This is a genomic window from Polaromonas sp. YR568 (assembly GCF_943369415.1).
GTDB lineage: Bacteria > Pseudomonadota > Gammaproteobacteria > Burkholderiales > Burkholderiaceae_C > Polaromonas.
Map to the genome: position 1 here is coordinate 1 of NZ_CALRNF020000053.1, position 21,991 is coordinate 21,991.

Sequence of the window (21,991 nt, forward strand, 5' to 3'; positions counted from 1 at the left end):
TGCCCAGCGTCTGATGACATTCAATGTCGCCACGTCTATCACTCCTAATTTCCCCTGCTTTTAAAACAAGCAGGGTAGTGCCTACGTGGGTCAGATTTGGATGGAAATTACTGCGTTAAGTGGATCAGATTTCGACGGAATTCAACAGCCAAAATTCCCTCTCGATTGCAGAGTTGTTCATTGCGTCCTCCTACCGTGAGACTGGCACTCCCGCCGACGCGGCAGAAGCTTTGCGATCCCGCTTGCAGGTTTCCACTTATTTGGGCAAGTCCGATGTCTGCTTCTGGCCGAAAGCTGTCATCTTACCGACGGCTGCAATGGGCCCAGAGGAGTCGTTCACGGCTCAATGAACCCGCAGCACCTCAAACTGCTGTCGGATTGCAGCGACCTGTATCGACACATCATCACCCTCGCATTTGCCCAGCATGGCCCTGCCCAAAGGGGCTTCCATGCTGATGACCTGAACCCGCTGAGTGCCGCTGACCAACTGCATGCTGCCCCCATCGGGGCCGAGAAAGAGCTGTTGCTGCTTGTCGTCGGAATCGACCAGGCAGACCAGCGCGCCGAGCTGTATCCCTTTGCTGGCGTCGTAGGGACGCGGGAGGAATTGGCGCCACTTGGCCATCGCCTGGCGGATGGCTTCGGCGCGCCGAACCTGGCCGGTGGCCAGGTAGGCGGCTTCGAGTCCCAATGTGTCGTATTTGTTTTCGGCGATATTTTCTGCGTGGGTCGCCGTTTCGTGTGCCACCCGCACTGCATCTTCGGCTTGCAGCAGGTCTTCGGCGAGCCGTTTCAGCACCTGCTGTTGCAGCGAGAATTTATTCATGACGGAAGGTAGGCATCTCAAACAAGCGGGGAAGGCCTTGATTATGAAGGGCTCCTCCAGCCGTCGACCCGATTGCACTTTCGGCGGTGCGCCGTCAGCGTTCATTCCTGCAGCCTACCGTACTGCGCCTAAGCACCATCAATGCGCCCTGCGGGTCTGATGTCTGCTTCTGGCCGATAGCGACCTTTACCAAGTTGAGGTCTCAATAGAGGTGGTGGCGGCACCTGCCCCTCGTAAACCCGCCGTGGCCAGTTCGCATGCCTAAGGACACTGCAGTCGAGTGAAATCAGGTCGGCTTCGCTCCGCGCCAGCATGCCGGAAATGTCTTCTGACACTCAGGGAGATGCGCGATTCATCTCCTCTTTCGTTCCCTGGCCCCGGCAGCGGCAACCGAACCACTATTTCTTGAAGCAGTCGCGCTGCTCTTAATGCGCCACGTCTGGCGGGGCACGGTCAGGTCACACGGATGACATGAGCGCCTTTCCAGCAAGGCGTGCAGTGGCTTCAAGACGTTCCAACGATTGGCCATGGCGAGCGCTGGCGGAAAGGCCGGCCATGGTGGTGCAGACGAAATCTGCCAGCCGATCCGCGTCTTCTGGATGGCGTTCGGCAATGAAGCGGCGAATGGCATCCTGCGCAGCAACGTGAAAAACACAGGCGGACTCGCGCGCCTCCACTTCGTTGCTGCGCGTGCCTTCCAGCACCATGCAGCCGGAAGCTTCGGGGTCCGCATAGGCGTGGGCGGCGGCGACCAGCACTTCAGCCAGTGATTCACCCACCGGCCGGTCGGCCCGCAGGATTTGTTGCAGCGGGATGGCGCCGAAGTCCGCATACCGGTCCAGGACGCGGCTGTAAAGCGCGGCCTTGCTGCCGAAGGCGGCGTAAAAGCTTGGTGGGTTGATGCCCAAAGCCTTGGTCAGGTCAGCCACACTCACCGCGTCATAGCCCTTTGCATGGAACAGCTTTTGTGCGGCGGCCAGTGCTTCGACCGGGTCAAAACGGCGTGGCCTCCCACGGGGCTTGGATATATCTGTAGTCATCGTTACAAAATCCTTGACAGGTGAGCAAGATGCATTATGTAATACACACTACATTATTCATAGGGGTGACCATGTCTTCATTCAAGGAAAAGTCGGTTCTGGTGCTCGGCGGCAGCCGGGGAATCGGCGCAGCTATTGTCCGGCGCTTTGTCGCTGATGGTGCAAAGGTGAGCTTCACCTATTCTGGATCGCCCGACGCCGCCCGTGCCCTGGCGAGCGAAACCGGCAGCGCCGCGTTCCAAACCGACAGCTCCGACCGCGATGCGGTCATCTCCAGGGTGCGCGACAGCGGACCGCTTGACGTGTTGGTGGTCAACGCTGGCATCGCGATCTTCGGCGATGCGCTGGACCAGGACCCGGATGCCATCGACCGCCTGTTCCGTATCAACGTCCAGTCGCCGTATCACGCATCAGTCGAAGCCGCGCGCAAGATGCCAGAGGGCGGGCGGATCATCGTGATCGGCTCCGTGAATGGAGACCGCATGCCGGTTCCCGGCATGGCTTCCTACGCGCTCAGCAAGTCCGCATTGCAAGGCATGGCGCGGGGCCTGGCACGCGATTTCGGGCCACGCGGAATCACCATCAACGTCGTGCAGCCGGGTCCTATTGACACAGAGGCGAACCCGGAAAACGGCCCCATGAAGGATCTGATGCACAGCTTCATGGCGATCAAGCGCCATGGCCGTGCGGAAGAGGTGGCAGGGATGGTCGCCTGGCTGGCAGGCCCCGAGGCAAGTTTCGTCACCGGTGCGATGCACACGATAGATGGAGCGTTCGGGGCCTAAGCTGCTGTAACACGCGATTGCGCGGGTCCGCTCATTCCACGGACAACGCGCCCGAAGGAAGGTTGACGCGCACGGTCTTCACCGCAGCGCCTTCTTCGGCGGCGTCCGCCTTGCCGGCGGGCTCCGGTGAACGCACCAGCAGCACGGGGACGGGCGAGCGCCGCAGGACGTTTTCGGCGCTGCTGCCCAGCATGACACGCCCCATGCCGCGGCGCCCGTGGGTGCCCAGCACGATCAGGTCGGCGGGCCATGCGCCGGCTTCGCTGACGATCAGTTCATGCACCGGCACCGCGAAGTTGTCGCGCAGCACGGTTTCCACCTCCACACCGGCGGCTGTGGCGACCGCCCTGGCGTCGGCCAGCAGGCCTTCGCCGTCCTTGCGCAGGGTTTCAAGCCAGTCGCTGGGGTAGCCCGCATAAGCGTCGAACGACAGCGCGATGGACGTGACATCCACGACGTGCATCAAACGCAGCTTGCCGCCGGTCAGCCTGGCCATGCGGATGGCCTCCTGCAGGCCGTGTTTGGAGGTGGGACTTCCGTCGACGGGAACCAGGATACGTTGGTACATGGCGTTCTCCTTCAATGGTGGATGGAATTTCCAGTATGGAATGTTTTCGCCTTCCGCAAATTGACCTGGCGCAAACAAGCCCGACCTGTTCCGGCAAGCCCCTCGGTCTTCAGCACTAGCGCGTGCGGCGCGTGTAGTTCTTTAGATCTCAAGGTGTTGTCGCGGCGACTCATGCCCCGCGCGCCGCTTGCGAAATATCAAGACGGCAAGCGCTTCGCCTGCCTAAACTGGAAACTGCCCGACAAGTCCGGCGCGGCGGCCTGCCGCGCTTTTGCTTTTTTTCAGGAACTCTCCATGCAAACCATGAAAGCCGCGGTTGTCCATGAATTCGGCAAGCCGCTCCGTATCGAGGAAGTCCCCGTGCCCACCGTGGCGCCCGGCACGGTGCTGGTCAAGATCGTGGCCTCGGGTGTGTGCCACACCGACCTGCACGCCGCGGACGGCGACTGGCCGGTCAAGCCTTCCCTGCCCTTCATCCCGGGCCACGAGGGCGTGGGTTACGTCGCCGCGGTCGGGGCGGGTGTCACCACCGTCAAGGAGGGGGACCGCGTCGGCGTTCCCTGGCTGCACACGGCCTGCGGGCACTGCGAACACTGCATCACCGGCTGGGAGACGCTGTGCGACGGCCAGCAGATGACCGGCTACAGCGTCAACGGCGGCTACGCCGAATACGTGCTTGCCGATCCCGGCTATGTGGGCCACCTGCCGGACGGCGTCGGCTTCAGCGAAATCGCGCCGGTGCTGTGCGCCGGCGTGACGGTCTACAAGGGCCTGAAGGTGCTGGAGTGCAAGCCGGGCGACTGGGTGGCGATTTCCGGCATAGGCGGCCTGGGCCACCTGGCGGTCCAGTATGCGAAGGCCATGGGCTTTCACGTCATCGCCGTCGACATCGACGACGCGAAACTGAAGCTGGCCAAAAGCCTGGGCGCCGACATGGTGGTCAACGCCGCCAGGCAAAACCCGGTCCAGGAAGTGCAGACGGCGATACGCGGCGCGCACGGCGTGCTGGTGACCGCGGTCTCGCGCAGCGCCTTCTCGCAGGGGCTGGGCATGCTGCACAAGCGCGGCACCATGTCCCTGGTCGGCCTGCCGCCCGGGGATTTCGCGCTGCCCATTTTCGACGTGGTGCTGAACGCCAAGACGGTGCGCGGCTCCATCGTGGGCACCCGCAAGGACCTGCAGGAAGCGCTGGCCTTCGCCGGCGAAGGCAAGGTGCGCACCACCTTCACGGAGGACCGGCTGGACAACATCAACGGCGTGTTGGACCGCATGCGCCGCGGCGCGATAGAGGGCCGGGTCGTGATGCGCATCAGCGGCGACTGAGCACGGAGCGCGGGGGCCGCCCGGGCCGCGCCGGGCGGCTTCAGGCCTTGATCACCAGCACCGGAACGGGCGCGCGCCGCACGATCTGCTCGGCGTCGCTGCCCATCAGCACGCGGTTCAGGCCGCGCCGCCCGTGCGAACCCAGCACGATCATGTCGGCGTGGACCTGCCTGGCGTGTTCGGCCACCACGTCGCACAGGCGTTCGGCGCCCGCCTCCAGCAGCACGCTGTCGCACACCACCCCCTTGGCCTCGGCCAGGCTGCGCATCTGGGCCAGCAGCCTTTCGCCGTCGGTGTGCATCAAGGGAAGCGTTTCCTCGTAATAAGTCCTGGCCGTCTCGAAGCCGTTGGCGTAGTCGAGCGCGTCGATGACGTAAAGCAGCCGCAGGCGCGCCCTGTTCAGGCGCGCCAGTTCAATCGCGGCTTCCAGCGCCTTGACCGAAGTCTGGCTGCCGTCAACCGGAACGAGTAGTTGGTGTAGTGAGTCCATGTGTTGCTCCTGGCGCCGGTGGCGCGTTGGGGGGTGGGTTCAAAACGAGCCGCATCGAGAAAGTGTCCTGGCTGTTGTCGTCGGAGACCTCGAAGCCGGCCGAACGCGCCAGCGCCGCCATGGCGGCGTTCTCGCGCAGGCACTGCCCGGCCACCTCCCTGGTGCCGCGCCCGCGCAGGTAGGCCAGCAGCCTGTCCAGCAGCAGCCGGCCCAGCCCCTTGCCCTGCCACGGCGCGGCGACCTGGATGGCGAACTCCGCGCGCTCGTTGTCCGGGTCGCAGACGGCGCGCACCTCGCCCGCCATCTCCGGCCCGGCGCCGGCCCGGGGCGACAGCGCGATGAAGGTCATCTCGCGGTCGTAGTCGATCTGGCTGTAGCGGGCCAGCTCCGAGCGCGGCACCTCGCGGCGCGACATGAAAAAACGCAGGCGCATGTCGGCCGGTGTGGCCCGCGCATAAAAGGCCGCCAGCCGCCGGCCGTCTTCGGGCCGGATGGGCCGCAGCGACAGCCTGGCGCCGCCCAGCTGCAGCTGTGTTTCGAGCTCCGCCGGATAAGGGCTGATGGACGGCGGCAAGGACGCGGCCCCGGGGGCGCGAAGGCCTATCCGGGCGTCCAGCGCCAGGACCCCGTGCTCATCGACCAGCAGCGGGTTGATGTCCAGCTCGGCGAGCAGGGGCTGCTCGCAGGCCAGCCGCGAAAGCTTGCGCAGCACGTCGCGCACGGCCGCCGTGTCGGCCGGCTTGCTTCCCCGGTAGCCGCCCAGCAGCGTGTCCATGCCGGCGCGCGACACCAGGTCCTTCGCCAGCGCGTCGTTGACGGGCGCCAGCGCGACGGCGTGGCGCGCGTGGAGCTCGACCGAGGTGCCGCCTTCGCCGAACAGGATCACCGGCCCGAACACCGGGTCGCTGGCAATGCCCGCGATCAGTTCCAGCGCGCCGGGCCTGGCGGCCATGGCCTGCACCGCGAAGCCCTGCAGCACCGCCTGCGGCGCCTTCAGCGCCAGGCTCTGGCCCATGCGCGATACCGCCGCGAGCACCTCGTCGGCGGACTTGAGACCGATCTCGACGCCGCCGACATCCGACTTGTGAATGATGTCGGGCGACATGACCTTAAGGGCCACCGGGAACCCGATGCGCTGCGCGAACGCCGCGGCTTCGTTGGCGTCGCGCGCCCGCTCGACCGGCAAGGCCGGAATGCCGTAGGCCTGCAGCACCTGCTGGGCCTGCACGGCGTCCAGCCAGCGCTGCCCGGCGGCCGCGGCGTCCTGAAGAATCTGGCGCGCCCGCGGCGTGTCCGGCGTGCCGGCCTGCCCGCCCAGGCCCGGCAGCTCGCGCAATGCCGCCTGGTTGCGGGCGTAGGCCGCGAGCTGCAGCCACGCCTTGACACTGCGCTCCGGGGTGTCGAAGCAAGGCACGCCGGCAGCCGAAAACGCGGCACGGGCCGCCGCCACCGAGGGCGCGCCCAGCCGGCATGACAGCACGGGCTTGCGGCGCGTGACCAGGGGCAGGCAGGCGGCGGCGATGTCGGACGCCGGCACGATGGCCGTGGGCGCGTGCATGAACAGCACGCCGTCGACCTCCGGCGCCGCCAGCAGGATGCGCAGCGCGTCCTGGTAGCGCGGCACCGGCGCGTCGCCCACGATGTCCACGGGATTGCCGTGGGACCAGGCCGGCGGCAGGCAGGCGTCGAGCGCGGCCAGCGTGTCCGGCGCGAGTTCGGCCAGCCTGCCGCCGCCCAGGGCCAGCGCGTCGGCCGCCAGCACGCCGGCGCCTCCGCCGTTGGTCAGCACGGCCAGCCTGTCGCCGACCCAGGCCTGCCCGTGCGCCAGGGTTTCGGCCGCGCCGAACAGGTCTTCCAGCGTGTCCACGCGCAGCATGCCGGCGCGCCGCACCGCGGCATCGAACACCAGGTCGGAGCCGGCCAGCGCCCCGGTATGCGAGGCGGCCGCGCGGGCGCCGTCGGGCGCGCGCCCGGCCTTGACCACCATCACCGGTTTGTTGCGCGCCGCGGCGCGCGCGGCCGACATGAACTTTCGGGCCGACGTCACCGACTCCATGTACATCAGGATGGCGCGGGTCCCGGGGTCGCTGCCGAGGTAGTCGAGCACGTCGCCGAAATCCACGTCGGCGACGTCGCCCAGCGAGATGAAATGCGAAAAGCCTATGCCGCGCCCATTGGCCCAGTCCAGCATGGCCGTGGCCAGCGCGCCCGACTGCGTGACGAAGGCGATGTTGCCCGGCAAGGCCTTGCCGGGCGCGAAGCTGGCGTTCAGGCCTATGCCGGGCACCAGGATGCCCAGGCAGTTCGGCCCGGCGATGCGCATCAGGTGGGGCCGCGCGGCGTCGAGCATGGCGCTTTCCCAGGTCCCGCCCTCTTGCCGTGCCTGCCGCAGGCCCGCGGACATGACGATCGCCGCGCGTGTGCCGCGGCGTCCCAGTTCCGCGACGATGGCGGGAACGCTGGCGGCGGGCGTGCAGATGACCGCGAGCTCGGGCACGCCCGGCAGCGAAGCCGCGTCGGGCCAGGCCTGCTCCCCGCCCACGCGCGCGTGGTTCGGGTTGACCGGCCAGATCGGGCCCTTGAAGCCGCCCGCCTTCAGGTTGCGCAGCACGACGGCGCCCACGCTGCTGGCGCGGTCGGACGCGCCTATCAGGGCGACCGATCGGGGTTGAAACAGCGCTTCCAGGTTGCGCACACTCATGAGGGACTCCAAAGCAGCACGGCCGGCGCCATGCGATGCGCCAGATTAATGCCCGCATCGTCGCGGGCATTTGCGCCAGATCAAACCGGGCCGTGCCCGGCCGCCGCACACTGGCTGTTCCAGCCGGCCACTCTCCCCTTCATTCACCCCTGAAAGGACACGCCATGAGCACCCGAAAAGCCCCGGCCGCCGCTTCGTCCGAAGCCGCCGCGCCCAACACCGCCGTCCCCGACATGCTGGCCGATGCGGGCCGGCAGCAGATGGCCTTCGCCGCCAATACCGCCGCCATCCTGTTTCGCGGCTCCGAAGAAATCCGCTACATCCAGCAACAGGCCGCGCAGCAGGCGACCGAGCGCCATGAAACGGTGGCGCAGAAGCTGCGCGAGAACTGCACGCCCGCCGAATTGCTGGCCATGCAGGCCGACCTGCTGAACTTCGACTTCCAGGGTTCCGCGAAATACTGGCAGGCCATCGCCACGGCCATGCTCAAGACCGAAATGGAGCTGATGGCCTGCGCCACGCACATCGCGGACAGCCATCCCGGCGAAGCCCTGAAGCCGGCGCTTGAAGCCTGGAAGGCCACCCTGGCCAATGCCGTCAACGGCCCGCTGAAAGCCTCCGTGCATTGAGCCGCCGCGGGCCGGCCCGGCTCAGCGCTGGTGGACGTAAGCGCCCGGCGCCTCGATGACGCCGAGGCCGCCGGCCGCCCTGCCGACCGGCACGGCGGGCACACGCGCCGAAGAATGTGCGCGCAGCCAGGCGTGCCAGGCCGGCCACCACGAGCCCTGCACCAGCGGCGCGCCATCCCTCCACTGCTGCGGCTCCGCGGGCGCAGCCATCGCGGGGCTGGTCGCGATCCGGTAGTGGGCCTGCGGCTTGGCCCCGGGCCCCGACGCGGGGCTGACGACGCCGGCGTTGTGCCCGCCCGAGACCAGCACAAAGGTGACGGGCGCCGCGGCCAGGTGGTGGATCTTGTACACCGAGGCCCAGGGCGATACGTGGTCCTGCTCGGTGGACAGCGCGAACAGCGGAACACGGATGCCGGCGAGGCTGACCGGGCGGCCCGCCACCCTGAAGCGCCCCTCGGCGAGGTCGTTGTGCAGGTACAGGCCGCGCAGGTACTGGCTGTGCATGCGCGCGGGCAGGCGCGTGGCATCCGCATTCCAGGCGCGCAGCGCGGTCATCGGTGTTTCGGCGCCCATGAGGTATTCGTGGACCAGCCTGGACCAGACCAGGTCGCGCGAGTTGATCAGGGCGAAAGCCCCGGCCATCTGCCGCCCGTCGAGAAAACCGCGGCCGGCCATCAGGTTCTCCAGAAACGCGATCTGGCTTTCGTCGATGAACAGGCCCAGCTCGCCCGGTTCCGCGAAATCGGTCTGGGCCGCGAGCAGCGTCAGCGTGGCCATGGCGTCCGGCACACCTGTTTGCGGCGCCGCCGCCGCGATGGACAGCAGGGTCCCGCCCAGGCAATAGCCGGCGCAATGCACCTTGCGGCCGGCGGCCCGCCTGCGCACCTCCTGCAGCGCGGCCACGACGCCGAGCTGCAGGTAGTCCTCCATGCCCAGGTCGCGGTCGCCGGAATCCGGGTTGCGCCAGGACACCATGAAGACCCTGTGGCCTTGGCCCACCAGGTATTGCACCAGCGAGTCCTGCGGCGTGAGGTCCAGGATGTAGTACTTCATGATCCACGACGGCACGATGAGCACGGGCTCCGCGTCCACCCGCGCGGTGGACGGCGCGTATTCGATCAGTTCGGCCAGCCGGTTGCGCATCACCACGCGACCGGGCGTGCAGGCCACGTCGCGGCCGACGGCAAAGCGCTCGACGCCGCGCGGGCTGCCGTTGGCCAGCAGCGTGGCGGCGTCGCGCCACCCGTTCGAGAATCCGCCCGCGAGGTTCGCGCCGCCGGTGCGCAGGGTTTTTTCGAGGACCTCGGGATTGGTCGGCACGAAGTTCGACGGCGCGAACATGTCCAGCCATTGCCGCACCGCAAATGCGGCCACCTCCTGGTGGTGGCGCGACACCCCGCGAACGCCCGCGCCGGCTTCGGCCCACCAGTGCTCCTGCAGCAGGAAGGCCTGCGCCAGCTGTTTGTAGGGCGGCCGGCTCCACTGCGGCGCGGAGAACCGCTTGTCGCGCGGCTCGGGTTCTATGCAGCCGGGACACTCGCCGTAGCAGGAACGGCCGGCATATTGCGTCCACTGGAGCAGCTTGTGCCAGGCGCTGGCCGCCAGCTCCGCCTGTTTGCCCGGCGATGCGGCCAGGTGGCCCAGCCAGTCGGCTTGCGCCAGCAGCACGGATGCGGGCGAGATGCCGTTGGCCAGGCGGGCCAGGAAAAGCTGCAGCGGCGCATCCGCCGGCGAAGGTCCGGCGGGCGCAAGGGTCGGCTCGGCGGGCATGGCCGGGTTTGCGGTGGTGTTGGAAACGGCGGGCGCCGGAGCGGGAAAGAGCGCGCTCACACGGCGCTGGGCGACAGGTCCGCCGGCCGCACCGCGTCCTCTTTATTCCCGTTGTCCCGGACCGCGTTGCCGAACCCTTGCAGGCTTGACGAATAGCTGCCGTCGTCCACTTCACGCGCGGTGAACGAGGTCGACAGGATGGGCGGACGGCCCAGTATCCGGTCGACCTCGGCAAAGGCATTGGTGGCGCCGTTGCCGCCCATCACCGAGACGACGGCCACCCGCTGGAGGCTGGGGGCATGGTCGCGCACAAAGCTGCGCATGGGCCCGGCCAGCTCGGCAGCCCAGATGGGCGCGATCAGCACCACCGTGCCGAAACTGCGCGGGTCGGGCCCCACGTAACTGATCGCGGGATGGCGCTTGAACAGCGAATCGGCCACGCAGCGCAGCATGCCGGCGGCGCCGGCGCGCGAGCGCGATTCGCGCACCTCGCCGCGCGGCCACTTGAACTGGCTGGCCAGCAGGTCGGCCACGCGGCGCGAGGTGCCGGTGTTGGAATAGCAGACGATGAGGATGGAGTTGGACATGGTTCTGTTCCTTGCGGGTTTGCGCGCAAACAGATTTCGGTCGGCGCGGTGCTGCGCGGGCACCGGCCGGGAGCCTGGGCGGCGAAGGCATCGAAGCGAAACGCGCTTTGCAGCCGATGCGCCTTCTGCCGCCCAGGCTCCCAGGGCCAAGCGTAGGCGAGCCGGCGCTTTCATCCCTTGACCTGGATCAAAGGTGGGCGCCCTCCCCCGCCTCTCAGGCCTTGCGCGATGCCGCCGCAAGGTAGCGCAGGGCCAGCATTTTTCCGGTGGGATCCACTCTGCCCGCGCGCTATTTTTTCGCACCGGTATCGGCGCCCTTGTCCGCCGCCTGTTTGCCGGCTTCGGCGGATTCGCGCGCGGCTTGTTCGGCGCTTCTCAAGGCATCCTGCGTGGCCTTCATGGCCTTCTGCGTTTGCGCCTGGTCGGACTGGGCGGCCTTGCGCAGCGCTTCTTCCGCGCGCCCCGAGGCAGCGTGCACGGCCGTCGCGGCGCGCCTGGCGGCGTCCGCCGCTTTCGCCGCGAGTTTTTTCATGTCGTCGGTGGCCGTGGCCGCGGCGTGCCCGGCCTTTTCACGGGCTTTTTTCGCGGCTTCGTCCGCCTTGAGCGCCTTCTCCCGTATATCCGCTGCCGTCCGGTGCGAGACGTCCTGGGCGGCGGTTTCGGCCAGCTGCAGGGTGAGCTTGACCAGGTCGGCCGCCGCGCGCGCGGCATCGGCCGCCTCCTGCGCGGCTTTTTGCGCGACCGCCTTTGAACGCGCGGCCACGCCCGCCGGCGCGCTGGACGCCCCTGCCGGCGGCTGGGCTTTTTCTGGGGCCTGCGCCATGGCATCGCCCGCCGTATAGCCCGCGGCGCAGGTGGCGAAGGCCGCGGCGATCACAAGAGTCCTGGTGTTCATGGTGTGCCTCTCGACGGAGTTGAAAACGCCCATGATGGCCAGGCCGGGCGGCAAGGTAGTTGACCTGGCGCAAGCGGCGCGCAATCATGGCCTCCTGCCGGCCTGGCTCCGGCTTGCGCAAGATCAATACGGGCCGCTGAAGTTTCATGAAAATCACGGCTCAAGCAGACACTAGGAGTCTGCGCGGCAGAAGGCATCGAAGCGAAAAGCGAGCCCAGCGAGGACAGTTTTTGCCGGATTTGCAGACCCATAGCCGTAGCTATGGGGCAAAAATCCGGTGAAAAATGGACCGCTGCGCTCGCTTTGCAGCCGATGCGCCTTCTGCCGCGCAGACTCCTAGCCCATCAACTTCTTTCAGGCCTCTCCATGCAGCACTACGACCATTCATTTGCAGGGCACTTCGGCAAGCTCCTCGCCGCGCGCGAAACCGAACTCAGGGTCGCCCTGGACACCGGCAACAAAAAAGAACTTGCCGATGACCAGCCCGGCAACGGGGAGGTGCGGGACTTCAAGGACCTGGCCGAACAGGAACAGGAATCCAGCATGGCGGCCCTGGAGGAGGCGCGTATCGCGAACGAGCTGTCCCAGGTGCTTGCGGCCCGCCGCCGCCTGAAGGACGGCAGTTTCGGCCAGTGCGTGGAATGCGGCAAGCCGATGGACCTGCTGCGCCTGGAAGCGATGCCCGCCGCAGCCTTCTGTGTGCCCTGCCAGGCGGCCGGCGAGCAGACAACGGCCGCGCATCCCCCATCAGCCCGCAGTTGATCCGTAGTTGATCCGCAATTGATCCGCATCAATATGCCATGCCCGGGAATCGTCGACAGTCATGACATTCCAACCCCCATGAGGCAAGCACCATGTTCAAGCGAATCCTGATCCCCGTGGACGGCAGCGACACCGCCAACAAAGCGCTTGTCGCCGGCCTGCAGATGGCGCGCGAAACCAGCGCCAGCGTGCGCCTGGTGCACGTCGTCAACGAAATGGCCTACCTGGGCGGCATGGACCCCTATGGCACTTACTCGGCCGACCTGGCCGGCATGATGCGCGAAGGCGGCGCCAAGGTGTTGACCGACGCCATGGCCATCGCCAAGTCGGCCGGCGTCGAAGCCAGCCAGGCGATGCTCGACGAACCCGGCCAGCGCCTGGGCGAGTCCGTGGCCGCAGCCGCCAAGCTCTGGGGCGCCGACCTCATCGTGACCGGCTCGCACGGCCGGCGCGGCATAGGCCGCGTGCTGCTGGGCAGCGGCGCCGAGCAGATTTTGCGCCTGTCCCCCGTGCCGGTGCTGGTGGTTCGCAGCGCGCCGCCCGAGGACAGCCGCGAGCATCCAGCGGATTAAGCCTGCGGCGCCAAAACGCAGTCGTCCTACACGACGCCTGCGACGCTCACCGTAGATTCGCGGTTGATACCCATCAATCAACCGCGAGCGACAGGAATGAGCACACCCCACCCGCAACGCCCGGGACACGGCGCCGGCAACGGACCCTGGCAGGCCCCCGCAATCCCTGAATTTTTAGCCGGCGACGGCATGCGCGCGAGGTCGCCATGATCGCCGTCATCGTCCCGGCGCACAACGAGGAAGCGCACATCGAGGCCTGCCTGAAGTCGCTCATACAGGCGGCCGGCCATGCGGACCTGGCGGGCGAGCCTGTCGAGATCATCGTCGTGCTGGACGCCTGCGATGACGGCACCGGCGCGCGTGCGCGCAGCCTGGGCGCGCGCACCCAGGCCATCACCGCGCGCAAGGTCGGCACGGCCAGGCAGGCCGGCTCGGCGCTGGCCCTTGCCGCGGGCGCACGCTGGCTGGCGTTTACCGATGCCGACAGCGTGGTGGACCCGGGATGGCTGGCGGCCCAGCTCTCGCTGCGGGCCGACGCCGTCTGCGGCACGGTCGCCGTCGAAGACTGGGGCGGCTACGGCGAACGCATGCGCCGGCACTTCGAGCACACCTACACCGATGAGGACGGCCACTCGCACATCCACGGCGCGAACCTGGGCGTCAGCGCCCGGGCCTACACCGCCGCCGGCGGTTTCACCGGCCTGGACACGGGCGAAGACGTGGCCTTCGTCGAGGCCCTCAAGCGAAGCGGCGCCCGCATCGCCTGGTCGCGCCTGCCGCGTGTGGTGACCAGCGTGCGGTCCGGGTTCAAGGCCCCGGGCGGTTTCGGCGCCACCCTCAAAAAAATCGATGCGCTGCGGCTGTGGGCGGGGGTTGAAACGGCGGTGGCCGCATGAACTCCGCCGTGGCCCAACTCATAGGCGACCTGTTCAACGGCGACATGCCGGACGATTCCGACTGGCTGGCACGGCTCATCAGCAACGGGCTGGACCGCCTGCCCATGCCGGGCTCGGGTTCCACGCTGGCGCGCTGGCAGGCGCTGGCCGCCGTGGGGCAATTCGACCTGTCGCTGACCAAGCTCTACGAGGGCCATACCGATGCGCTGGCGATCATCGCGGAGCTCGAAGGCGACGCCGCGCGGCCCGAGGCCGGCGCCTGGTGCGTCTGGGCCGCCGAGGCGCCGGGCGGGCGCACCCTGCTGCGGCCGTGCGACGGCGGCGGCGACAGCGGCGTGACGCTGGGCGGCGCCAAATTCTGGTGCTCGGGCGCGGCCTCGGCCGACCACGCGCTGCTGACGGCCTGGGCGGAAGACGGCAGCGGCCCCCACCTGGTGGCCCTGCCGCTGGACCAGCCCGGCATACGCATTGACGCGGGCGGCTGGAAAGCCGTCGGCATGGCCAGCAGCCTCAGCGTGAACGTGAGCTTCGACGGCGCCAAAGGCCGCCGCATCGGCCGCGAAAAGGCTTACCTGAGCCGGCCGGGCTTCTGGCACGGCGGGGCCGGCATCGCCGCCTGCTGGTACGGCGGCGCCGTGGGCCTGGCCAACGCGCTGCGCAAAGCCCTGATGGCGCGGCCGTCGTCCGGCGACTGCTGCTACCAGATGGCCTCGCTGGGCAAGGTGGAACTCGCGCTCAGCGAAACCGCGGCGACATTGCGCGATGCGGCGCAGTGGATAGACAGCCATCCGTCCGGCGACGCCAGCCGGGTCGCGCTGAGGGCGCGCCTGTCGGCCGAATGCTGCGCCAAAAAAGTCCTGGACGAGGTGGGCAAGGCCATGGGCGCCACGCCCTTCTGCCTGGACGAAAAATTCGCCAAGGCGGCGGCCGACCTGCCGGTGTTCATACGCCAGAGCCATGCCGACAGGGATTTCGCCGCCCTCGGCGAACGCAGCCTGGCGCGGGAGGCCGCCTCATGGACACTGTGAACGACAGAACCCTGCGCGACGCGGGCACACCCGATGCCGTGTGGCTGCCCTGGCTGGCGCAGCTCGGTTTAAAACGCCTGGCACTGGCCGACATTTTCCCGCCGGCCGCCCCGGCCCCGAGGCTGGTGGTGGTGGCGCCGCACCCCGACGATGAAATCCTCGCTTGCGGCGGCTTGCTGGCCGCCTGCGTGCGGCAGCAACTCCCCACGCTGGTCGTCGCGGTGACGGACGGCGAAGCCAGCCACGGTAGCGGCAACCGCAAGGCCTCGGCCAGGCTGGGCGCGCAAAGAACCGAAGAAAGCCATGCCGGCCTGCTCAGGCTGGGCGTCAAGCCCGTTTCCGTGATCCGGCTGTGTTTACCGGACGGCAAGGTGGCCTCGTGCATGGCCTACCTGACGGCCCAGCTCAAGCGGCTGCTGCTGCCCGGCGACGTGGTGGTGACCACGTGGCGCCTCGACGGCCACCCCGACCACGAAAGCACGGGCGCCGCCGCCGCGCAAGCCTGCTTCGCCGCGGGCTGCAGCCTGCTGCAGGCGCCGGTCTGGATGTGGCACTGGGCCAGGCCCGGTGACACGCGCGTGCCCTGGGCCGGCCTTGCCGCCTTCGACATTCCGCAGGAGCTCGCCGCCCTCAAGCAACACGCGCTGCGCAGCCACCAAAGCCAGCTGCTGGACCGCGAAGGCCAGGGGCCCGTGCTGGCCGGCAACATCGTGGAACGCGCCGCGCGGCGGCATGAGTACTTCTTTGTGTGACGCAGCCGCAAGCCATGCGCAACAACACCGCCCTCCCCCCCGACCAGCCCGGCTACTTCGACGCCCTGTTCAGCCAGAGCGACGACCCCTGGAGCTTCAAGACCCGCTGGTACGAGCGGCGCAAACGCGCGCTGACGCTGGCCGCGCTTCCCCTGGAGCGCTACGACCACGGCTTCGAGCCCGGCTGCGCCAACGGCGAGCTGTCGTCCAGGCTGGCGACGCGCTGCCGCCACCTGCTGGTGAGCGACGGCATCGACAAGGCGGTGGCGCTGTCCCGCGAGCGCCTGAAGGACCACCGCAACGTCGAGGTGCGCAAAGCCTGGATGCCGCGCGACTGGCCCAGGGACACATTCGACCTGATCGTGCTCAGCGAGTTTTTGTTCTACCTCAAGCCTGCGGTGGTCGAGGACATCGCCCGGCTCGCGCAGGCCAGCCTGGCGCCCAACGGCACCCTGCTGGCCTGCCATTGGCGCCACCCGATAGCAGGCTGCGAACTGACGGGCGACGACGCCCATGCCATCCTCGAACGTGTGGTGGAGCGGCCGAGGCAGTGCCAGATCGTCGAGCCCGATTTGCGCCTGGATGTATGGGCCACCGGGCCCTCGGTTGCGGAGCGCGAGCATATTTCCTGACGTGACCTGCTGCGCGGCGTCAAGGCGGCTTCCTCAACATCCGGCGGCGCTGTTCGCAGGCAGCCGGCCCTCACCCCACCCTCTCCCAGAGGGAGAGGGAGAAAGAGGGGCAGCATCACATCCATGCGTTCTCGCGGACTTACTCCCTCTCCCTCTGGGAGAGGGTTGGGGTGAGGGCCGGCGGCGAAATAAATCCCCCGGCTCCATGTCCGGGACGCAGCTTTGCGCGCCACAAAAAAGGGGCCTCCGGAGGCCCCTTTTTATTTGCACCAGAACCGCATCAGCGCGACTGGTCCGATCCGCGCTTGCCCGAGCCTTCGCTGAGGCTACGGTCCTGGTCGCGGCCGGCGCTCGACTCGCTGCCGCCTTCCTGGTCGTTGTCGTCGTTCTGGTGCGAAGCCTTGCCGCCTTCACGGGCAATCTCGCGCTGGCGCTGCGGGTCCATGGAGGCAAAGCCGCGGTTCGAGGTGTCGGACTGATTGCTTTGCCCGCCCTGGCTACCCTGGTCGGCTTGTCCGCTTTGGCCGCGGGATTGGTTATCGGACTGGCCGCCAGACTGGTTGCCACTGCTGTACTGGTTCTTGCCTTCAGGGTTGTTGTTGCCCTGGTTGCTGCCTTGGTTGCTGGCCATGTGAGTCTCCTGGTTTGACGAGTAGGTTGATAAACATGTGCGGCACTCAGTCCACACACTTTCAAGATACCCATGCACCCGCGAGCACGGTGGCCGCGAAGCGCGACAGCGCAAGTAGGAATTGGCGTACGCCTCCCATGTCTTTTGACATGGCAACAAGCGCGCTCTGCGAGGCGATCTCAGCTCTTTTCCCGCTGCGCCATACCGGCCAGGTTCTCCGTCCAGCGCAGGGCCGAGCGGCGCCACTTCTGCAGGCGCGGCACCAGCGCTTCGCGCTCCGCGATGCAACCCACCCTGAGGCCGTAGATGCCGGGGTCGTCCACCGCATAGGTGTAAAGCGGTGAGCCGCAATCCGGGCAGAAGGCCTGGGCGCGCCGCGCGCCGTTGTCGCCGGTTTTCACATAGATGCGCGGCTCGCCCGCGAGGAGCTGAAACGATCCTTCAACCGCCGGGACCGAAACGCGGTAGGCGGACCCCGTGAGCTTCTGGCAATCCGTGCAATGGCAGATGGTGGTGTGGTCCGGATCGACCGTGGCTTCGTAACGAATGCCACCGCAGTGGCAACTTCCATGGACTTGCATGCGTGCTCCCGGCATTTGGCAAGGTTTTCGAATCAGGGAAGCGCCTGGATTCGTGAGAAAAACACATTCATGAGGTCGGTGAACGCGTCCGCCGGGATCGCGTCCTTGCGGTGGGCATCGAGTTGGGCGATGTGCTCAAGCTCCATAGGCAGCGCTTCCAGCGCCGCCATGGAGACGTCTTTAAAAATGCGCTCGCCCGTCGTCGTGATGTAGACGATGCGGCAATTGCGGTGACGCCTGTCGCCCATGATCTTCACGTACTTCTGAAGCACCGCCTGCTCAGGCCCTTCAAGAATTTGTGCAAACACGCCGCCTCCGTAGACAAGGAGGCCTGTGATATCCAGGGGCGGATTGTTCTTTCCCGCGCTCTTCAAAACGCCGGTGATGGCGTCCTCGGTGATGCCTTCCGTCGCCTCGCTGATGTAGAGCAGTCTGATCATGGTGCGGCGTCCTTGAAAAACCTGGCTTGCGGGGTCCCGGATGCGGGAGATGCGTTCCCGGTCGATTAAACCCCATCAACCCGCCGTCCTGCAATTGATTGTGCGGATGGAGCCGTGCCGGCAATAATCCCACTGTTTGGAGCAGGTTGCCGAACATCAAAAAGCACGGCGGTTCCTCTCACAGCAGCCCTTTAACGCGGTTCTAATACGTCAATGCAAACAGTCGTTGCTTTTTTTGTGTTTGGAGCCCTTGGCATCTTTCCGGTCGTCGCCCTGGTTGTTCAGATTTACCGGGACTCGCGTGGAAAGAAGCGCAATCTGGCCATGCGCTGCTATGCATGCGAATCCGCAGGATATCTGCTTCCGGTTTCGCACTACAAAGGGGACACTTTCTTTTACTGCCTCCCATGCATGAGAAGGCAAGACGGAAATCGGCGTCTTGTTGGTTACATCACACTTGGTGGGCTTGTCCTTGTCTTGGCCGGCTGGGCGATTCTTTCGTCAAACAATTGATACATTCGCACGATGACAGAAAAGGCCTGACCCATGACGCTGATCCCCTGGCTGACAGTTGCCCTGGCCCTCTTTGCCGCTGCGTGCGCTTTTTTCCTAGGCCCGGGAATCGCCGCTGGAGCGGTTTTCGCGGCACTGGTCATCGCAGGGGCCGTGTCTTATGGCATGTCACCCAACGCGTTCCAGCTCTTCCTGATGACCGTCAGTTTTGGCGCAGCCTTTGTGATCGGCTCCGCGGGTCTCGGCATCGCCGCCGGATTGAACCTGCGCAAGCGCCGTTTCATCCTTGCGGCCTTGTTGCTTGCGCCTTTTCCCTGGTTCGTGTGGCACACGCATTCAAGCGGCGTTGAAGCGGCCAATGAGAAGCAACTCGCCTATGACTTCGTCACGCGGAACCCACAACTGATCCAGTTGGTGGGCGGCCCCGTCAAGGTCTATCCCGCATCGGCAACAACGTATAGCGACAGTTCAAGAGGCCGCTATGAGTATTCCCTTATGGGCGGCAAGCCTCTTTACGCGATCGTCGATGTCTCCCGCTCGTCCGGCAAGTCGAATTTCCGGCTTGCTTGCGTGACGACGCTCTCGATGGGCGCGCGGGAGGCAGGCAAGGACGATTGCCTGCAGTCGACGGTTCCATTGCCGAAGTAGCGGGTGCAACAGGTTTTCACCGATTCACCAGACCACCGCGGGAGACTGATTCATGGCCAGCAGTTTGTTTGTTCAGTTAATGGGTGGCGTTGCGCTCGTCATCATCTACCTGCTGATGAAGAAAATCAGAGGCAAGGACGCAGAGGTGTCCTACCACACCGTTGAACGCATCCTGATCTTCGGGATAGCGGCCATCCTTGTAGTCGTGGCCATCCTGATTGACTAGGAAGAAAACAGCCAGCGCGCCGCCTCTACCGTATCGCGCCAAAATTTACCTCAACCGCCCCTCTTCCCTCAACCGCATCCCGATCCGCTGAATCTCCGCCTCCCCCTGTGCCAGCGCCGCGCGGCTGGTGTGCACCGAGTAGTAGCCCATCACGAGTTCATGCGGGTGCTTGACGGCCGAGCCGAGCACAAAGGCTGTGTCGCCGTGGGCCGTGAAGTCGATCGCTTCGCCCGACTCCTCAAACACCGCGAGTTCGCCTGTGGCGATGGGGCCTTCACTTTCGTCGCCGGCCTCCAGCCGGCCCGCGTTGACCGCAACCCAACCCACCGTATGGCCTTCGGGCGGTGTGTAGCGCCAGTGCTCGCCGTCCTTGAGATTCACGGCCAGGTAGTTCATGTCGGACGGTGCGGGAATCGCGCTTTGCGCCGCGCCGTGGCGGCCCAGCAGCACGCGGGCCGGGCCCTCCTGCGGCACCTGTTCGGGTGAAAGGTAGATGCTTTGGGCGGGTGCGTTTTCTTCGGACGCGGGCAGCGCGACCCAGAGCTGGAAGCCCTGCACGGGCGAGCCGCTGACCGGCGCGCCTGTGTGCCAGACGCCGTTGCCGGCGCGCATCCATTCCACGCCGCCTTTGGGCAGCACGCCCTTCTTCCCTGTCGTGTCTTCATAGCCGACGTCGCCTTCGATCATGTAGGTCAGCGTGGCGATGCCCGAGTGTGGGTGCATGCCGAAGCCTTTGTGGCCGGCCGCGGGCGTGAACCCGAACAGGTCGAGGAAGACAAAGGGCTTGAGGAACTCGCCCAGGTCGCCGGGGCTGACGAGCCGGGTGATGGGCCCGTGGGCGCTGCCGCGCGTGCGGTGCACGATGGCGCGGGCCTGGGTGGCGACGGTCGCGCTCATGCGGCGTCCCTCGCGGTCTTCAGCGCCTTGGCCCACCAGGCCATGTCGTCGAGCAGCCCGGTGGCGGCCTGGGCCAGGTGCGGGAAGTCTTCAAAGGTCTTGCCTTGCTTCCAGATGCCCATGAACTCGACCATGCCGATGTGGACCGCGTTGCGCACGGGCGCCATCTGCAGTTCGGTGGCGACCAGGCGCAACTGCTCGACGGCACGCGCGGCGCCCACGCCGCCGTAACCGACAAAGCCTATGGGCTTGCGGATGAATTCCTTGTAGGCGTAGTCAAAAGCGTTTTTCAGCACGGCGCTGGGGCCGTGGTTGTATTCGGGCGTGACGACGATGAGCCCGTCCAGCGTGGCGAGTTTGGCGGCCCAGCGCTGCGCGGCTTCGTTCTTCACGGGCGCCCAGGCGGGCGACATGGCTTCGGCAAAAAACGGCATCGGATGGTCGCGCAGGTCTATCAGTTCAAAGGCCAGGTCGCTGCGCTGCTGCGCGATGGTGTGTATCCAGTTCGCGGGTTTGTCGCCGAAGCGTCCTTCGCGGGTGGAGCCGATGATGATGCCGATGCGGGGTGTGCTCATGGGGTGTTCCTGAAGAGAAAAGGTTGAGGCCGAAAGCCGATGTACAGAAGATTAGGGCCGCGCCCATTGCCTGACTAGATGGGACAATGGGATTGCACTCATCCAATAAGAGAAGGAATCACCATGCTGGACCTCAATGACGTCGCCCTGTTTGTCCAGGTGGTGCGCAGCGGCAGCTTTGCCGAAGCGGCGCGGCGGCTGGGCCTGCCGTCCAACACCGTGAGCCGGCGCGTGCAGCAGCTGGAGGCGCAACTGGGCACGCGGCTGATGCAACGCTCGACGCGCAAGCTCACGCTGACCACTGCCGGCCAGGCCTTTCATGAGCGCTGCGCGGGCGCGGTCGACGGGCTGGCCGAGGCCGGCCAGGAATTGATGACCGGCAGCCAGGAGCCCAGCGGCCTGGTCCGGGTGGCGGCAACGGCGGATTTTTTTGATTTCTTCCCGATGGAATGGGTGGCGGACTTCCTGGCCGCGCACCCGCGCGTGCGGCTGGACTTTGTGCTGAGCGATGCCAGGGCCGACCTGATTGCCGAGCAGATCGACGTGGCGTTTCGCGGCGGGCCTTTGCGCGACCTGGGTTACGTGGGCCGGCAGCTGCTGGGCGCGCGCAGCGACGGCATGGTGGCCAGCCCGGCCTACCTCGCCGCGCGCGGCACACCCGCGACGCTGCAGGCCTTGGCCGACCACGACTGCGTGACGCCGGCTCACCCGAGCGGCCACACCACCTGGCGCCTGGCCGGCCCCGACGGGGTGGAGGACGAAGTGCAGGTCACGGGCCGCTTCAGTGGCAACACGGCCCAGTCGCTGCGCAAGGCCACGCTGGCCGGCCTGGGCATCGCGCTATTGCCGCCCGCGATGGCGCGGCTGGACGTGCAGGCGGGCCGGCTGGTGAGGGTGCTGCCGCAGTACCAGCGCACCAGCGAGGGCCTGAGCGTGCTCTACCCGAGCCGGCGGCAGTTGCCGTTGGCGGTGTCGGCTTTTATTGCCGTGGTGATGGAGAAGCTCAGTGATCTGGATGCACTGCCGGAAATATTTCGGGCCGGCTCTTGCTCCGGCGGCGCGCTACCTGCATAGACTTGCTGGCCGGGTCTCGCCCCGGCGGGCGACTTACTTTCTTTTGCTTCGCCAAAAGAACGTAAGCAAAGAAAAGGCGACCCTGGTTGCTGCGTCCCTTCGCTTCGCTACGGGCAACCTGCGGTGCTCGGTTCAGGCGGGGTCTCGCTA

At 66.8% G+C, this 21,991-nt stretch carries 25 protein-coding genes; 12 read left to right on the top strand and 13 right to left on the bottom strand.

Annotated elements, in window-relative coordinates; all coding sequences use genetic code 11:
* Positions 1-343: 343 nt before the first annotated feature.
* A complete protein-coding gene (locus ACLV74_RS23660; protein ID WP_411881876.1) occupies positions 344-826 on the bottom strand; it encodes a GreA/GreB family elongation factor in 483 nt (160 codons plus the stop codon).
* A 458-nt stretch (positions 827-1,284) separates the two neighbouring features.
* A complete protein-coding gene (locus ACLV74_RS23665) occupies positions 1,285-1,866 on the bottom strand; it encodes a TetR/AcrR family transcriptional regulator (protein ID WP_411881877.1) in 582 nt (193 codons plus the stop codon).
* Positions 1,867-1,937: 71 nt separating this feature from the next.
* On the opposite strand from ACLV74_RS23665, the gene bdcA reads away from it, so the two are divergent.
* Entirely contained in the window at positions 1,938-2,651 is a 714-nt protein-coding gene (gene bdcA, locus ACLV74_RS23670; RefSeq protein WP_411881878.1) for an SDR family oxidoreductase, read from the top strand.
* A 31-nt stretch (positions 2,652-2,682) separates the two neighbouring features.
* Here bdcA and ACLV74_RS23675 read toward each other — a convergent pair whose 3' ends face one another.
* Positions 2,683-3,219 (bottom strand): universal stress protein, encoded by a 537-nt coding sequence (locus tag ACLV74_RS23675; RefSeq protein ID WP_411881879.1) that lies wholly within the window; start codon positions 3,217-3,219, stop codon positions 2,683-2,685.
* A 294-nt stretch (positions 3,220-3,513) separates the two neighbouring features.
* Here ACLV74_RS23675 and adhP point away from each other — a divergent pair, with 294 nt between their 5' ends.
* Entirely contained in the window at positions 3,514-4,542 is a 1,029-nt protein-coding gene (gene adhP, locus ACLV74_RS23680) for an alcohol dehydrogenase AdhP (RefSeq protein WP_411881880.1), read from the top strand.
* Positions 4,543-4,582: 40 nt separating this feature from the next.
* Here the strand turns inward: adhP and ACLV74_RS23685 are convergent, their stop codons facing one another.
* Both ACLV74_RS23685 and ACLV74_RS23690 read right to left on the bottom strand, forming a co-directional pair.
* Complete coding sequence (locus tag ACLV74_RS23685) at positions 4,583-5,032, bottom strand: universal stress protein (RefSeq protein WP_411881881.1); 450 nt, start codon at positions 5,030-5,032, stop codon at positions 4,583-4,585.
* Entirely contained in the window at positions 4,998-7,733 is a 2,736-nt protein-coding gene (locus tag ACLV74_RS23690) for a bifunctional acetate--CoA ligase family protein/GNAT family N-acetyltransferase (RefSeq protein ID WP_411881882.1), read from the bottom strand. Before ACLV74_RS23690 ends, ACLV74_RS23685 begins: the two co-directional genes overlap by 35 nt.
* A gap of 164 nt (positions 7,734-7,897) precedes the next feature.
* On the opposite strand from ACLV74_RS23690, the gene ACLV74_RS23695 reads away from it, so the two are divergent.
* Positions 7,898-8,362, top strand: a complete 465-nt coding sequence (locus ACLV74_RS23695) for a phasin family protein (protein WP_411881883.1) — start codon at positions 7,898-7,900, stop codon at positions 8,360-8,362.
* 21 nt (positions 8,363-8,383) lie between these two features.
* Here the strand turns inward: ACLV74_RS23695 and ACLV74_RS23700 are convergent, their stop codons facing one another.
* From ACLV74_RS23700 to ACLV74_RS23710, 3 genes are all read right to left on the bottom strand, one after another.
* Positions 8,384-10,132 (bottom strand): PHA/PHB synthase family protein, encoded by a 1,749-nt coding sequence (locus ACLV74_RS23700; RefSeq protein WP_411881884.1) that lies wholly within the window; start codon positions 10,130-10,132, stop codon positions 8,384-8,386.
* Positions 10,133-10,188: 56 nt separating this feature from the next.
* Positions 10,189-10,719 carry a flavodoxin family protein gene (locus ACLV74_RS23705; protein WP_411881885.1) on the bottom strand — a complete coding sequence of 177 codons (531 nt, stop codon included), beginning with the start codon at positions 10,717-10,719 and terminating at the stop codon, positions 10,189-10,191.
* Positions 10,720-11,008: 289 nt separating this feature from the next.
* The gene (locus ACLV74_RS23710) at positions 11,009-11,614 is read right to left on the bottom strand and encodes a hypothetical protein (protein ID WP_411881886.1); all 606 of its coding nucleotides are present in this window, start codon (positions 11,612-11,614) and stop codon (positions 11,009-11,011) included.
* Between the two features lie 261 nt (positions 11,615-11,875).
* Between ACLV74_RS23710 and ACLV74_RS23715 the strand changes: the two genes are divergently transcribed.
* The 6 genes from ACLV74_RS23715 (at position 11,876) to ACLV74_RS23740 (ending at position 16,256) form a co-directional block, all read left to right on the top strand.
* Complete coding sequence (locus ACLV74_RS23715) at positions 11,876-12,376, top strand: TraR/DksA family transcriptional regulator (RefSeq protein ID WP_411881887.1); 501 nt, start codon at positions 11,876-11,878, stop codon at positions 12,374-12,376.
* Between the two features lie 92 nt (positions 12,377-12,468).
* On the top strand, positions 12,469-12,948 hold the full coding sequence (locus ACLV74_RS23720) for a universal stress protein (protein WP_411881888.1): 480 nt from the start codon (positions 12,469-12,471) through the stop codon (positions 12,946-12,948).
* 206 nt (positions 12,949-13,154) lie between these two features.
* On the top strand, positions 13,155-13,844 hold the full coding sequence (locus ACLV74_RS23725) for a glycosyltransferase (protein ID WP_411881889.1): 690 nt from the start codon (positions 13,155-13,157) through the stop codon (positions 13,842-13,844).
* Complete coding sequence (locus ACLV74_RS23730) at positions 13,841-14,872, top strand: acyl-CoA dehydrogenase (protein WP_411881890.1); 1,032 nt, start codon at positions 13,841-13,843, stop codon at positions 14,870-14,872. The genes ACLV74_RS23725 and ACLV74_RS23730 overlap by 4 nt, the downstream gene beginning before the upstream one ends.
* Positions 14,860-15,624: a PIG-L deacetylase family protein gene (locus ACLV74_RS23735; RefSeq protein ID WP_411881891.1), complete on the top strand. Its 765-nt coding sequence runs from the start codon at positions 14,860-14,862 to the stop codon at positions 15,622-15,624. Before ACLV74_RS23730 ends, ACLV74_RS23735 begins: the two co-directional genes overlap by 13 nt.
* Complete coding sequence (locus ACLV74_RS23740; RefSeq protein WP_411881892.1) at positions 15,621-16,256, top strand: SAM-dependent methyltransferase; 636 nt, start codon at positions 15,621-15,623, stop codon at positions 16,254-16,256. The genes ACLV74_RS23735 and ACLV74_RS23740 overlap by 4 nt, the downstream gene beginning before the upstream one ends.
* 280 nt (positions 16,257-16,536) lie before the next feature.
* Here ACLV74_RS23740 and ACLV74_RS23745 read toward each other — a convergent pair whose 3' ends face one another.
* The 3 genes from ACLV74_RS23745 to ACLV74_RS23755 all read right to left on the bottom strand — a co-directional run bounded on the left by ACLV74_RS23745 (position 16,537) and on the right by ACLV74_RS23755 (position 17,908).
* Positions 16,537-16,887, bottom strand: a complete 351-nt coding sequence (locus ACLV74_RS23745; protein ID WP_411881893.1) for a KGG domain-containing protein — start codon at positions 16,885-16,887, stop codon at positions 16,537-16,539.
* Positions 16,888-17,066: 179 nt separating this feature from the next.
* Positions 17,067-17,468: a GFA family protein gene (locus ACLV74_RS23750; protein ID WP_411881894.1), complete on the bottom strand. Its 402-nt coding sequence runs from the start codon at positions 17,466-17,468 to the stop codon at positions 17,067-17,069.
* A 32-nt stretch (positions 17,469-17,500) separates the two neighbouring features.
* Positions 17,501-17,908, bottom strand: coding sequence for a BLUF domain-containing protein (locus tag ACLV74_RS23755; RefSeq protein WP_411881895.1), 408 nt, complete (start codon positions 17,906-17,908; stop codon positions 17,501-17,503).
* 546 nt (positions 17,909-18,454) lie between these two features.
* On the opposite strand from ACLV74_RS23755, the gene ACLV74_RS23760 reads away from it, so the two are divergent.
* Both ACLV74_RS23760 and ACLV74_RS23765 read left to right on the top strand, forming a co-directional pair.
* A complete protein-coding gene (locus ACLV74_RS23760) occupies positions 18,455-19,069 on the top strand; it encodes a hypothetical protein (protein ID WP_411881896.1) in 615 nt (204 codons plus the stop codon).
* 52 nt (positions 19,070-19,121) lie between these two features.
* Positions 19,122-19,295, top strand: coding sequence for a hypothetical protein (locus tag ACLV74_RS23765; RefSeq protein WP_411881897.1), 174 nt, complete (start codon positions 19,122-19,124; stop codon positions 19,293-19,295).
* Between the two features lie 45 nt (positions 19,296-19,340).
* Here ACLV74_RS23765 and ACLV74_RS23770 read toward each other — a convergent pair whose 3' ends face one another.
* Together ACLV74_RS23770 and ACLV74_RS23775 are read right to left on the bottom strand one after the other, a co-directional pair.
* Positions 19,341-20,192 carry a pirin family protein gene (locus ACLV74_RS23770; protein WP_411881898.1) on the bottom strand — a complete coding sequence of 284 codons (852 nt, stop codon included), beginning with the start codon at positions 20,190-20,192 and terminating at the stop codon, positions 19,341-19,343.
* The gene (locus ACLV74_RS23775) at positions 20,189-20,767 is read right to left on the bottom strand and encodes an NADPH-dependent FMN reductase (protein ID WP_411881899.1); all 579 of its coding nucleotides are present in this window, start codon (positions 20,765-20,767) and stop codon (positions 20,189-20,191) included. Before ACLV74_RS23775 ends, ACLV74_RS23770 begins: the two co-directional genes overlap by 4 nt.
* Before the next feature lie 123 nt (positions 20,768-20,890).
* On the opposite strand from ACLV74_RS23775, the gene ACLV74_RS23780 reads away from it, so the two are divergent.
* Entirely contained in the window at positions 20,891-21,841 is a 951-nt protein-coding gene (locus ACLV74_RS23780) for a LysR family transcriptional regulator (RefSeq protein ID WP_411881900.1), read from the top strand.
* The last annotated feature ends 150 nt before the right edge of the window (positions 21,842-21,991 follow it).

Excerpts from the sequence above, each read along its gene's own strand:
- ACLV74_RS23660 (WP_411881876.1), bottom strand. The coding sequence starts at position 826 with ATGAATAAATTCTCGCTGCAACAGCAGGTGCTGAAACGGCTCGCCGAA.
- ACLV74_RS23665 (WP_411881877.1), bottom strand. The coding sequence starts at position 1,866 with ATGACTACAGATATATCCAAGCCCCGTGGGAGGCCACGCCGTTTTGAC.
- bdcA (WP_411881878.1), top strand. The coding sequence starts at position 1,938 with ATGTCTTCATTCAAGGAAAAGTCGGTTCTGGTGCTCGGCGGCAGCCGG.
- ACLV74_RS23675 (WP_411881879.1), bottom strand. The coding sequence starts at position 3,219 with ATGTACCAACGTATCCTGGTTCCCGTCGACGGAAGTCCCACCTCCAAA.
- adhP (WP_411881880.1), top strand. The coding sequence starts at position 3,514 with ATGCAAACCATGAAAGCCGCGGTTGTCCATGAATTCGGCAAGCCGCTC.
- ACLV74_RS23685 (WP_411881881.1), bottom strand. The coding sequence starts at position 5,032 with ATGGACTCACTACACCAACTACTCGTTCCGGTTGACGGCAGCCAGACT.
- ACLV74_RS23690 (WP_411881882.1), bottom strand. The coding sequence starts at position 7,733 with ATGAGTGTGCGCAACCTGGAAGCGCTGTTTCAACCCCGATCGGTCGCC.
- ACLV74_RS23695 (WP_411881883.1), top strand. The coding sequence starts at position 7,898 with ATGAGCACCCGAAAAGCCCCGGCCGCCGCTTCGTCCGAAGCCGCCGCG.
- ACLV74_RS23700 (WP_411881884.1), bottom strand. The coding sequence starts at position 10,132 with ATGCCCGCCGAGCCGACCCTTGCGCCCGCCGGACCTTCGCCGGCGGAT.
- ACLV74_RS23705 (WP_411881885.1), bottom strand. The coding sequence starts at position 10,719 with ATGTCCAACTCCATCCTCATCGTCTGCTATTCCAACACCGGCACCTCG.
- ACLV74_RS23710 (WP_411881886.1), bottom strand. The coding sequence starts at position 11,614 with ATGAACACCAGGACTCTTGTGATCGCCGCGGCCTTCGCCACCTGCGCC.
- ACLV74_RS23715 (WP_411881887.1), top strand. The coding sequence starts at position 11,876 with ATGGGGCAAAAATCCGGTGAAAAATGGACCGCTGCGCTCGCTTTGCAG.
- ACLV74_RS23720 (WP_411881888.1), top strand. The coding sequence starts at position 12,469 with ATGTTCAAGCGAATCCTGATCCCCGTGGACGGCAGCGACACCGCCAAC.
- ACLV74_RS23725 (WP_411881889.1), top strand. The coding sequence starts at position 13,155 with ATGATCGCCGTCATCGTCCCGGCGCACAACGAGGAAGCGCACATCGAG.
- ACLV74_RS23730 (WP_411881890.1), top strand. The coding sequence starts at position 13,841 with ATGAACTCCGCCGTGGCCCAACTCATAGGCGACCTGTTCAACGGCGAC.
- ACLV74_RS23735 (WP_411881891.1), top strand. The coding sequence starts at position 14,860 with ATGGACACTGTGAACGACAGAACCCTGCGCGACGCGGGCACACCCGAT.
- ACLV74_RS23745 (WP_411881893.1), bottom strand. The coding sequence starts at position 16,887 with ATGGCCAGCAACCAAGGCAGCAACCAGGGCAACAACAACCCTGAAGGC.
- ACLV74_RS23750 (WP_411881894.1), bottom strand. The coding sequence starts at position 17,468 with ATGCAAGTCCATGGAAGTTGCCACTGCGGTGGCATTCGTTACGAAGCC.
- ACLV74_RS23755 (WP_411881895.1), bottom strand. The coding sequence starts at position 17,908 with ATGATCAGACTGCTCTACATCAGCGAGGCGACGGAAGGCATCACCGAG.
- ACLV74_RS23760 (WP_411881896.1), top strand. The coding sequence starts at position 18,455 with ATGACGCTGATCCCCTGGCTGACAGTTGCCCTGGCCCTCTTTGCCGCT.
- ACLV74_RS23765 (WP_411881897.1), top strand. The coding sequence starts at position 19,122 with ATGGCCAGCAGTTTGTTTGTTCAGTTAATGGGTGGCGTTGCGCTCGTC.
- ACLV74_RS23770 (WP_411881898.1), bottom strand. The coding sequence starts at position 20,192 with ATGAGCGCGACCGTCGCCACCCAGGCCCGCGCCATCGTGCACCGCACG.
- ACLV74_RS23775 (WP_411881899.1), bottom strand. The coding sequence starts at position 20,767 with ATGAGCACACCCCGCATCGGCATCATCATCGGCTCCACCCGCGAAGGA.
- ACLV74_RS23780 (WP_411881900.1), top strand. The coding sequence starts at position 20,891 with ATGCTGGACCTCAATGACGTCGCCCTGTTTGTCCAGGTGGTGCGCAGC.